General features: G+C 61.7%; 10 protein-coding genes. 2 read left to right on the top strand and 8 right to left on the bottom strand.

What is annotated here, in order from left to right; all coding sequences use genetic code 11:
- Window positions 1-130: 130 nt before the first annotated feature.
- The 6 genes from AAGW23_RS21445 to pnuC all read right to left on the bottom strand — a co-directional run bounded on the left by AAGW23_RS21445 (window position 131) and on the right by pnuC (window position 7,554).
- Window positions 131-814, bottom strand: a complete 684-nt coding sequence (locus AAGW23_RS21445) for a TrkA family potassium uptake protein (RefSeq protein ID WP_342408288.1) — start codon at window positions 812-814, stop codon at window positions 131-133.
- Entirely contained in the window at window positions 804-2,318 is a 1,515-nt protein-coding gene (locus tag AAGW23_RS21450; RefSeq protein ID WP_342408289.1) for a TrkH family potassium uptake protein, read from the bottom strand. The genes AAGW23_RS21445 and AAGW23_RS21450 overlap by 11 nt, the downstream gene beginning before the upstream one ends.
- Before the next feature lie 59 nt (window positions 2,319-2,377).
- The gene (locus AAGW23_RS21455) at window positions 2,378-3,859 is read right to left on the bottom strand and encodes a YdgA family protein (protein WP_342408290.1); all 1,482 of its coding nucleotides are present in this window, start codon (window positions 3,857-3,859) and stop codon (window positions 2,378-2,380) included.
- A 288-nt stretch (window positions 3,860-4,147) separates the two neighbouring features.
- Complete coding sequence (locus AAGW23_RS21460; RefSeq protein ID WP_342408291.1) at window positions 4,148-4,699, bottom strand: AAA family ATPase; 552 nt, start codon at window positions 4,697-4,699, stop codon at window positions 4,148-4,150.
- A gap of 56 nt (window positions 4,700-4,755) precedes the next feature.
- A complete protein-coding gene (locus AAGW23_RS21465) occupies window positions 4,756-6,591 on the bottom strand; it encodes an ABC transporter ATP-binding protein (RefSeq protein ID WP_342408292.1) in 1,836 nt (611 codons plus the stop codon).
- A gap of 375 nt (window positions 6,592-6,966) precedes the next feature.
- Window positions 6,967-7,554, bottom strand: coding sequence for a nicotinamide riboside transporter PnuC (pnuC, locus tag AAGW23_RS21470; RefSeq protein WP_342408293.1), 588 nt, complete (start codon window positions 7,552-7,554; stop codon window positions 6,967-6,969).
- 166 nt (window positions 7,555-7,720) lie between these two features.
- Here pnuC and AAGW23_RS21475 point away from each other — a divergent pair, with 166 nt between their 5' ends.
- A complete protein-coding gene (locus AAGW23_RS21475) occupies window positions 7,721-7,927 on the top strand; it encodes a DUF6402 family protein (protein WP_342408294.1) in 207 nt (68 codons plus the stop codon).
- A gap of 1 nt (window position 7,928) precedes the next feature.
- Complete coding sequence (locus AAGW23_RS21480) at window positions 7,929-8,339, top strand: hypothetical protein (protein WP_342408295.1); 411 nt, start codon at window positions 7,929-7,931, stop codon at window positions 8,337-8,339.
- A 297-nt stretch (window positions 8,340-8,636) separates the two neighbouring features.
- Here AAGW23_RS21480 and AAGW23_RS21485 read toward each other — a convergent pair whose 3' ends face one another.
- Both AAGW23_RS21485 and AAGW23_RS21490 read right to left on the bottom strand, forming a co-directional pair.
- A complete protein-coding gene (locus AAGW23_RS21485; protein WP_342408296.1) occupies window positions 8,637-9,203 on the bottom strand; it encodes a DUF1993 domain-containing protein in 567 nt (188 codons plus the stop codon).
- Window positions 9,204-9,313: 110 nt separating this feature from the next.
- A complete protein-coding gene (locus AAGW23_RS21490) occupies window positions 9,314-9,697 on the bottom strand; it encodes an ACT domain-containing protein (RefSeq protein ID WP_342408297.1) in 384 nt (127 codons plus the stop codon).
- Window positions 9,698-10,063: the final 366 nt, after the last annotated feature.

Genomic DNA, 10,063 nt, shown 5'->3' on the forward strand with positions numbered 1-10,063 from the left:
GCGCCCCAGCAAACAGTGCTCAGCGTGGTCATGCATGTGTCTCCCGATGGCCTTTAGATGCGACCGGGTCCAAGCATCGACCGTTCATGTTCAGCTCCGAGCGGTCAGGTCGTCCCGCTCGGTGAGGTCGCTAGCCCTTCGCCGCCGCAAACTTCTCTACCCGTTTGGTTTCACCCGCCACGATCAGGATGTCGCCAGGGTGGATCAGGGTTTCCGGCTTGGCGTAGATGAAGTCTTCATGGGCCCGCTTGACCCCGACAATGGTTACGCCGTAATGCGTGCGCACTCCGGAGTCGGCGAGAGTCTTGTTGTGGATACGCTTCGGGGCATGGGTCGAGGCAATGGCGAAGCCGTCGTCGAATTCAATGAATTCGAACATCTTGCCGGTAACCAGATGTGCCACCCGCTCACCCATCGAGGTTTCCGGATAGACGACGTGATGCGCACCAGTGCGTTCGAGGATCAGCCCGTGGCGCTTGCTCAAGGCTTTGGCCCAGATGTCCGGCACGCCCAGTTCCTGCAGCGCCAGCACGGTCAGCACGCTGGCTTCCAGGTCGGTGCCGATGCTCACCACCACATGGCGGAACTGATCCACCCCCAGCTGGCGCAGCGCGCGGATGTCGGTCGCGTCGGCCTGGGCCACGTGGGTCAGCTGATCGACCCATTGCTGCACATTGGCGCTGTTGCTGTCTATGCCCAGCACCTCGTGGCCCATGGATGTGAGCGAATCGGCAACCGCCGACCCGAATCGCCCCAAGCCGATGACGGCGACACTGTCGTTATCGAATGTCTTGCCGAACAGGTTATCCAACAATGGGGCGTTCCTCCGGATAGCGGTAATGTTTGGTCACGCTGCGCAGCGCAAGGGCCGTCGCCAGGGTAATGGTGCCGACCCGGCCGATGAACATCAGGGCGATGATCACGAGCTGGCCGGACGCTGGCAGGTCCGCCGTGATGCCGGTGGACAAGCCGACCGTGGCGAACGCGGACACGGCCTCGAACAGCACCACGCCGAGCTCGTAGTCCGTCACGCTGAGCAGCAACATGGTGCCGATACCGACGGTGAGCGAGCCGAGAAACAGCACCGTCAGCGCCTGACGTTGCGTGGCGTAAGAGATACGCCGGCGGAACGCGACCGTATCTGCGTTGCCACGAATTTCCGCCCAGATAAAGAAGAACAGCAGGAAGAAGGTCGTCACCTTGATGCCGCCTGCGGTGCCTGCGCTGCCGCCGCCGACGAACATCAGGAAGTAATGCACGGCGAGCGTCTGCGCCTCGAACTGGCCGACGTCCAGACTGTTGAAGCCCGCCGTGCGCGCCACCGCTGAAGTGAACAGCCCCGACAGCAATTTGTCGCCTAGGCTCATGCCGCCGAGCGTGTTCGGGTTGCTCCACTCGTAGAACAGGATCGCCACCATGCCGCCTAACAGCAGCACAGCCGAACCCCACAGCGTGATGCGCGTATGGATGGTCCAGGGCCTGCCGCGCTGATCGCGACGAAACTCGTAGAGCACCGGAAAACCCAGACCGCCGATGATCACCGCCAGCATGATCGGCACCAGCACCACAGGATCCGTGGCGAACTGCACGAGGTTGTCTGAGTAAGTCGAGAAGCCCGCGTTATTGAATGCCGATATCGCATGGAAAAGCCCGTCCCAGAGGGCCTTGGACCAGGTAAGGTCGTAGCTCAGGCGAAAATGTAGGGTGAGGATTGCCGTCACGATCAGCTCGACGCTCAAGGTAACCAGCAGGATCAGCCGCAACACGCCTGCGACATCCCCGAGCCCGAGCGATCGCGTCTCCTGCTGGGCGACCAGGCGGCTGCTCAACTGCAGGCGCCGCTTGACCATCAGGCCGAGCAGCGTGGCACCGCTCATGATGCCCAGGCCGCCGATCTGGAACAGCAGCAAAATCACGCATTGCCCGAAAAACGACCAATACACGGCGGTGTCCTGCACGATGAGCCCCGTCACACAGACCGCCGACACGGCGGTAAACAGCGCCGTCAGCAACGGCGCCTGACCGGGCCCAGCCGTGGCCGCCGGGAGCGACAGCAGCGCCGTGCCCAACAAGGTTGCGACAAGAAAGGCGAGCGGTATGAGACGTGCCGGTCGGCGAGCAGCATTGTGTAGCAAAGGCGGCACCTGGACGGTTGCGAGGCCGAAGATTCGACCATCGTGCTGTAAGGGTTCTGAGTTTGCCGAGCAACAGGCAGCGTCGACGAAGTGGCGGCCACGATAGCAAAAAAGGGCATCGATACGGCGCGCTTGCCCGCTCGCAGGACGCCCCGCCGCCCGAGCCGTCACGATAGAGCGCATGCGGTTTCTGCAGAAAAAAAAGGCGACCCTAAGGTCGCCTCTTCTTGCTTGACCGGTGCTTACTGGCCGAGTTGGTTGGCGCCCAGTACCGAACCGAAGGCAAAGCCGATGAATTCCTGGATGCTCATATCACGGCCATTCAAGGTCACCCGGTCATTGCTGTAGTGCAGAGAACTGGCCAGGCGATCGCCTTGCAGCTGGAACCAACCAGTACCGAGTGCCATACCGCTGAACAACTCGGTCGTCAGGTCTGCCTGCTGCTGCAATTCAACCGAGTCGGCCTGCCCGCCTTGCAGCTCACGTTGTGCAATCAGGCGGGCAACGTCGCGAACCAGAGCTTTATCGATCCCGGCTTCGGCTTTGAGCGAGGCCAGCAGGCTGATGATCATCGCATCCGGAGTGAAGGCTTCCGCGCTCGGACCCTGCAGATCGGCCACCATGGACAGGCGGGCCGCACCGTTAGCGGTCTCGAAGCCGAACTCGTCGAGCGCCAGGGTGGGCTTGTGCTTCAGCAATTGCAGCGCGAGCGCCTGCAGCTCCTGCTGCTGAGCGTCGGTGACGTTGTCCAGTGCGTCCTGCGGGGTGGCCGCGCTGTCGAGGATCTGCTTGTAACTTTCCACCAGCGCCTTGAGGCTGCTTTCGTCCAGGTTGCGCAGGCTGAGGGCGAGCGCCAGGTTGCGGATGGACTGGCCGTTGGCCCCCACCTCGCCGACGCGGTAGGCGATCGACTGGCCAAAGCCGTCGCTGCTGCGGCTCGACACCTCGTCAATGGAGGCGTTCTGGACGACCACAGCGAGCTTGTCGTCGGTCTGAATTTCCATGCGTTCAAGCGTGATGGCCGAGGGGCCTTGGCCGAACCCGTTGACGTAGTCGTGCTTGTCGACGGTCAGGCCGACACCGCTTAGCTTGACCCGCACCGGCTTGGCAGCGTCACGGCGTTGCAGGTTCATGTCGACTTCCGGCAGCTGGCCGTCCAGTCGCACGGCCGTGTTTTCGTCGGCCACTTCGAAGTTCACGGTGCCGGCTGCAACGCGAAGCGTGCCGTCTTCATTCGCAAGATTGAGGGGGGCCGAGCGCAGCGCGCCATGCTGGCTGCCGTCATAGCCGAAGGCGACGTCACCGACCAGCGGATTTTCACCTGAGGCGGCGTCGAACAGCGCTTCGGTCTGCACAGACCGCTCAAGGCGGAAATGGCTCTTGGCCGCAACCGGCATCAGCTGCCCATTGGCCAGGCGTGAAACCGGAAAAGGGCCATGCTCGATGCGGTCTTTCAACAGCACGGCGTAATGCCGGGTCTCGCCGTCCCTGTCCTGAACTTCGATGTCGACCTGATAGCGGGCGCTACTGGAAAGCAGACCGCCTTCAAAACTGAGCATTTTGACGGCGACGTCGGCACCGGCTCCAACGCTCATCTCGCGCAAACCGATGTTGGTCTGGTCGACGGCATCGCGGGCGGTCGATTCGACCTGGGTACTGGTGTAAACAGTGGCGCCGCCGATGAGGGCCAGTGGAATGGCAACGGCAAGTGCGAGCTTTTTCATGGAAGCATCCTGTGCGGCGGCTGGGCAGACATCCTGTCAGCCAATGGTTGGCAAGCGGGCGCACTTTATCAGCGAGCCAGTGCAGTCTCCAGCGCGCCTTGCAGCGGGATCGGCAGGCTGAGAACGCGGCGACAAACCAGGCCGCTTTCACCGCCGATAAAACCAACCCAAGCTAAGGGCCGACTCACCGTCCGCGCCAGCGGTGGATGTGAAAAGCGACACCCACCCTAAAACAGTAGGAGTGGATCACGCCTCACCGGTCCACCTACGCCACACGCCAGCGATCATTTACCCGCGCTTGTGCGCGTGTCGATCCATTGCCCCCAACAGCGCCTGAGCCTGAGCGATCACCTGCTGCTCGCGGCTAGCCCAATCCCCGCCGATCTCCACGTAGGGTTGCTCGTTCCGCTCGAGCCATTGCCGACAGGCGTCATGAAAGCGAAAGCGCTCAAGGGTCTCCGGTTGGCAGCGCTGGCCGTCTGCGTGCCATATAGCCCCTTCGGGCGAGAGCAGCAGGTGCTGGTCGTAACGGCGCGCCAGCAGTTCATCCTCCAGCCACGCCGGGTATTCATCGAACAGCGTCCGGCTCCAGAGCATGTTGCTCAGCAAGTGGGTATCGAGGATCAGCAGCTCCGGCTGCTGGCGGCGGGCGGCGTCTTCCCAGGCCAGCTGCCCACGGGCGATGGCCGGGATGTCCGCCAGGCAGGTATCGTGCTGTTCGCGGTCGATGAAATGCCGGACGTACTCGCCCACCACCAGGCCACCGAAGCGCTGCTGCAGGCGGGCGGCGAGCCAGCTCTTGCCGGTAGATTCGGCGCCGGTGAGGACCAGCACCTTCATTGTCCCGCGCGCCTGTTCTGTCTGATGAACCCTTTCATCTGCCCTAGCCGTTCCCTTCAGTCCACACCGACGAAACCACCGGTCTGATGCTGCCACAACCGTGCATAAAGGCCGCCCTGCGCGATCAACTCGTTGTGCGTGCCGGTCTCGATCACCCGGCCTTCGTCGATCACCACCAGCCGATCCATCCGCGCGATGGTCGACAGCCGGTGCGCGATGGCGATCACCGTCTTGCCCTCCATCAGCGTATCGAGGCTTTCCTGAATCGCCGCTTCGACTTCCGAATCCAGTGCTGAAGTGGCTTCGTCGAGCACCAGGATCGGCGCGTCCTTGAGCAGCACCCTTGCGATGGCGATGCGCTGACGTTGGCCGCCGGAGAGCTTTACACCCCGTTCGCCGACCTTGGCCTCGAAGCCATGCCCGCCCTGGCTGTCGTCGAGACTGGCGATGAAGTCGTCCGCCCGCGCTTTGCGCGCGGCGGCCCAGAGCTGCTCATCGGTGGCCTCGGGCCTGCCGTAGCGCAGGTTGTCGCGGATCGAGCGGTGCAGCAGCGACGTATCCTGCGTGACCATGCCGATGTTGGCGCGCAGGCTTTCCTGATTGACGTCGGCGATGTTCTGGCCGTCGATGAGGATGCGCCCGCTTTCCAGGTCATAGAGGCGCAGCAGCAGGTTGACCAGCGTCGACTTGCCGGCGCCGGACGGCCCGACCAGGCCGATCTTCTCGCCCGGGCGGATATCGATGCTGAGCCCGCCGATCACGCCGCCCTGTTTGCCGTAATGAAAGTGCACGTCCTCGAAGCGCACGCCGCCCTGCTCCACCTGCAGCGGCTTGGCGTCTTCGCGATCGATCACGTGGCGCGGCTGGACAATGGTCTGCATGCCGTCCTGCACGGTGCCGACGTTCTCGAAAATGCCGTTGACCACCCACATGATCCACTCGGCCATGTTGTTGATGCGGATCACCAGGCCCAGCGCCAGGGCGATGGCGCCGGTCGTGATCAGCGCCTCGCTCCATAACCACAGCGCCAGCGCGCCGGTGCCGACGATCAACAGGCCGTTCATGCAGGTGATCAGGAAATCCAGGCTGGTGATCACCCGCGACTGCAGACGGAATTTGCCGAGCAGCTCCTGCATGGCCTCGCGGGCATAGCTTTCCTCCTCCCGCGAATGGGCGAACAGCTTGAGCGTGGCGACATTGCTGTAGCCGTCCACCACTCGCCCCATCACCTTCGAGCGCGCCGCGGACGCCGCCGCCGAGCGCGCCCGAATGCGCGGCACGAAGTACCAAAGCGCGGCGCTGTAGCCGACGATCCACAGCGCCAGCGGCACGATCAAACGCAGGTCGGCGGCAGCGAACAGGTACAGCGCGCTACCGGCGTAGACCACCACATGCCACAGCGCGTCGATCACCTGCATGGCCGAATCACGCAGCGACGGGCCGGTTTGCATCACGCGCTGGGCGATGCGCCCGGCGAAATCGTTCTGGAAAAAGTTCAGGCTCTGCTTGAGCACGTAGCGGTGGTTCTGCCAGCGGATCAGATTGGTCAATCCCGGGTTGATCGCCTGATGCGTCAGCAGGTTGTGCAGGCCGAACACCAAGGGCCGGATGATCAGCGCCACCGCCGCCATCCACAGCAACGCGTTGCGGTGCTCGGTGAAGAAGGTCTGCGCATCGCTAGTGGTCTGCGCCATGTCGATCAACTGGCCAAGAAAGCTGAACAGCGCCACCTCGATCAACGCCGCGAAAAAGCCGACCACCAGCACGGCGGTCATCAACGGCCAGACCTGCTTCAGGTAATGGACATAAAAACGCAGCATGCCAGCGGGCGGAGCGACGTCCGGGCTGGGCTTGAAGACATCGATCAGGTTTTCGAAACGGCGGAACAACATGAGGAACAGTCTGCTCTGGCGAATGGGCGGGCTTGTTGCTGACAGGGGCGATGCCGATCTTTGAGAGCGGCAACCGGGGTCTACCTGGACGTGGATCGAGGCGCTCTGAAACGCGGGTTTTGCTGATGCAGCGTAGCAGTATCCGAAGTGCCTGACGGCACCTTGGTCGGAAATGAGCGTTGTCCCGAACGTAGACAGGCCTGCCAATCTAGGCGAGCAAGAAGAGCTTAAAGTGCGCCGGCCAGCCTGGGACTAGCTGAGCCTTTTATCAGGTCTACGACACCGGGGCCGCTGGCCTTTATTCGTAGGGTGGGCTTCAGCCCACCACTCTTGGCCCAACACCGTTCCGGTGGGCTAAAAGCCTGCCCTGCATCGTCAACTGTTTGCGGGCGTCCCGTGTTCATGAACCGCCGCCCTCGCCTGCCACCATTCGTGCAGGCCCATCACCGCCAGCAACGTGAACAAGCCGTACAGCCCGGCGGTGAGCCAGTATTCCTGAAAGGCAAAGAACCCCACGTAGAGCGTGTCCACCACAATCCACAACACCCAGCACTGCCAGCGCTTAAGCGCCATCCACAACTGCGCCAGCAAGCTGAAGGCCGTCAGCGTTGCATCCGGCCAGGGGTACGCCGCTTCGGTAACCGTCGCCATCAGCACACCCAGCCCGACGCTCCCCAGCACCGCCACGAGGAGCCCAACGCCGACCTCCATTGCCGTCGCGCCTACCACCGGCCGCCCACCTTCCCGCCCGCTGCCCCGCGTCCATTGCCACCATCCATAGACCTGCATCGCGGCGAACACCCCATTGAGCAGCACCTGCGAATACAACCGCACCTCGAAAAAGAACCAGGCATACAGCGACACCATCACCAACCCACTAGGCCAGCACAGCGAGTTCTGCCGCACGGTGAGCCAGACGGAAAGGACGCCCAGTGCGGAGGCGATGAGTTCGAGGGTAGTCATGGGAGTGATCAATAGCAGAAACGGGTAGGCATGATACGGCAGGAGCCGCGGCAGGCAGGCCCATGCTGAACGAATCGATAGCTGGGTCTGTGAGTCGTGATCAGGCAGCGAACGCAGGGAGACCGCAGCGCATAATGCCGGCGTCGACTCGGTCTCCAGAGGCATCATGCAGCAGTCGTTGTTTGGAATGAGTGCGCAGAACCAAAGGCGCTACATAGACGAGCAGCGCAAACGCTACGTGCTTGTGCTGAACAGCCATTTCGCCGACTACCGGGCCAGATACAAACGAGGCGGAGACTTCCGCGTGTTTTCCGATCTGCTACGCGAACCCCTGCCACCTGGCACGCCCGCTATCACCCTGCCGAAACGCTGACATGAATAAATCCATTCTCGTTATATGCAGCCTTCTCGCGTTACTCACCTTGCTCTTTGGCTGGAGCCTTAGCGAAGCGCTGAGCGCGCCGCCGTCGGTTTCGCAAGTCAGCCCGCAAGGTGGCCATTTGATCGAAAGCGTACCGGTACAGGGCTTGCTGGCCCCTGACGGTGGCCTGTCGTATCTGCGCATCGTCGACCGTGCGGATCGGTCGAAGGTGTATCGCAGCCCGCTCTTTACCACTCGCTCAGTAGACCTGCGGGCGAGCGAGGACAGCCAAAGCCTGGGCGTGACCTGGATCGACTTCAACAAGCGCACCCAACGCTTCACCCTGAGCATTCCTCAATGGCGCCCGGACTGGCGCAACATCTTCTTCAGCAATACGCCCTACGAGGTCGTGCCGAACGGCTGAGTCACGAGAGAGTACGGTTGAAGCTGAGCGCAACATGGCTGGATTTGGGGGGACACGATTCCGCAGCGGTGACATGCGGTTTCAGACGCGCCGGGCTATTCAGGTCGGGACACGCTCGCAATCTGAACGGTAAATGAATCTGTCCCCTTCCTTTGAAGGCTTAGCCATAAGCCATAACCGCGTGGACAGAAAAGCGTTGCCACCCTACGCCACCACACCCGCCTACTCCGCCGGCCCTCGGCATCGTGGGGTGAAAACGGCGGAGCCTTTTGCACACGCCGTGTCGTGGCAACTTTCCTAGCCCTTCGGAATGGTTTCCGGCCGGACATGGGTCAGCATGTGCGCCACGTAGTCAGCCTTGCCAAGATTGATCCCTTCGCTGCGCAATATCGAATAGGCCGTCATGACGTGGAAATAGAACTGGCCCAGCGTCCAGTCACGGGCGTATTGGTCTGCGGTCAGATCCAGGACCATCCCGTTTGGAAGTTCATGGGCGATGGGCTTGTCTCCATCTACATCGAGCGCATCAGCTGCGAGGCCGTCGAGCAACGCGACCGTCTCATCGATCCGCGCATGAGCGTCAGCGAGCGATCCAGGGCTTTTGACAGCCTGACGTCCCTCGTTCAGCAGCTCGTTGATAGCAGGCGGAAACGCCTCTCCTCTCAGACGGCACACGGCTTCTCGCGCCTGCACACAGGCAAAGCGAACCTGCGTCGACAGCGGATACATGTCGGGCGCCAAACGTGCCGATAACAGCGCTTGTGCCTCTGCCTCTGGCAGCTGGGCCTGCGCCTTCTTTAGCCAGCCTGAGAGGGTTTTGAGCATTTGGGTGTAGGTTGGGATGAGCAGTGTCGTTAGCTGCATGGGTTCACGCCTTGTGGGATTGAGCGGCTTCGTCGAAGAAAGTGACAGGGTGTTATGAAGCTTGCTACCTGAAAGGTAAATAACCGTTCGCTTTTCCCGACTCAGAGTTGTCACTCCAGGAGACGGTGACCCACGTCTTTCAGGACTTGCACGGCATTTTCAAGATTCGTCGACTTGACCAAGATGTAGTCAGTATCGAAGGTGCTCACCGCGAAAATGCCGATCGCGGCAGCCGCGAGGGGGTCAAGGAAGGAGGCCAGGACACCCGTCTGATCAAAGGCGAACGGACCCTGCACCTTGATCACGCGCCAATCGCTATCCACTCGGGCTAAACCGGTTGCAACGCCCTCAGCGCAGACAATCGAAAGCTCATCGTCCGTCCGGGTGATCGACATGAAGCCTGGTGACGCCAAAACCTCATTCGGCAGGTCAGCATCCCGCTCTAACTGTGCAATCACGAAGCTCTGGGGGAGGACGGAAAAGGCGTGGTTCATGTCATGTCACCTGATGAGTAAGCGGGCGGGCCGCGAAGGTAAGACATAGGCGACCCGGCAAATATCGGCAGACGATAAGTCTGTCCCTTTTTTCTAGGCGTTGCCATCAGGCAGCAGCGCGTGGACAAGCGAAGCCTTTTTCCACGCGCCGGGCTCCCTCTGGATGGGGCAGCGATGAGCCATTGGGTTTTCACGGTGATTCGTGCAGCGGTTAAAACAGATAACGGAGTTAGCGGACGGGAAATGGGCCGAATAAATAAATCTATTCCCTTTTCTTTTGGTGCTTTAGGGAGACACTGCATAAATAGCCAGCCGCCCCCACCCTTGGCACACTGAGCCCCCTCAACCAGCCCCCTCCATGAGCTT

Origin of the sequence: Stutzerimonas chloritidismutans, from assembly GCF_038562055.1 — a bacterium.
GTDB classification, from domain to species: Bacteria; Pseudomonadota; Gammaproteobacteria; order Pseudomonadales; family Pseudomonadaceae; genus Stutzerimonas; species Stutzerimonas chloritidismutans_A.

What these genes read in the sequence shown, in the direction of transcription:
- AAGW23_RS21485 (WP_342408296.1), bottom strand. Translation starts at nt 9,203, where the DNA reads ATGCAGCTAACGACACTGCTCATCCCAACCTACACCCAAATGCTCAAA.
- AAGW23_RS21480 (WP_342408295.1), top strand. Translation starts at nt 7,929, where the DNA reads ATGAATAAATCCATTCTCGTTATATGCAGCCTTCTCGCGTTACTCACC.
- AAGW23_RS21450 (WP_342408289.1), bottom strand. Translation starts at nt 2,318, where the DNA reads ATGCGCTCTATCGTGACGGCTCGGGCGGCGGGGCGTCCTGCGAGCGGG.
- pnuC (WP_342408293.1), bottom strand. Translation starts at nt 7,554, where the DNA reads ATGACTACCCTCGAACTCATCGCCTCCGCACTGGGCGTCCTTTCCGTC.
- AAGW23_RS21455 (WP_342408290.1), bottom strand. Translation starts at nt 3,859, where the DNA reads ATGAAAAAGCTCGCACTTGCCGTTGCCATTCCACTGGCCCTCATCGGC.
- AAGW23_RS21490 (WP_342408297.1), bottom strand. Translation starts at nt 9,697, where the DNA reads ATGAACCACGCCTTTTCCGTCCTCCCCCAGAGCTTCGTGATTGCACAG.
- AAGW23_RS21460 (WP_342408291.1), bottom strand. Translation starts at nt 4,699, where the DNA reads ATGAAGGTGCTGGTCCTCACCGGCGCCGAATCTACCGGCAAGAGCTGG.
- AAGW23_RS21465 (WP_342408292.1), bottom strand. Translation starts at nt 6,591, where the DNA reads ATGTTGTTCCGCCGTTTCGAAAACCTGATCGATGTCTTCAAGCCCAGC.
- AAGW23_RS21475 (WP_342408294.1), top strand. Translation starts at nt 7,721, where the DNA reads ATGCAGCAGTCGTTGTTTGGAATGAGTGCGCAGAACCAAAGGCGCTAC.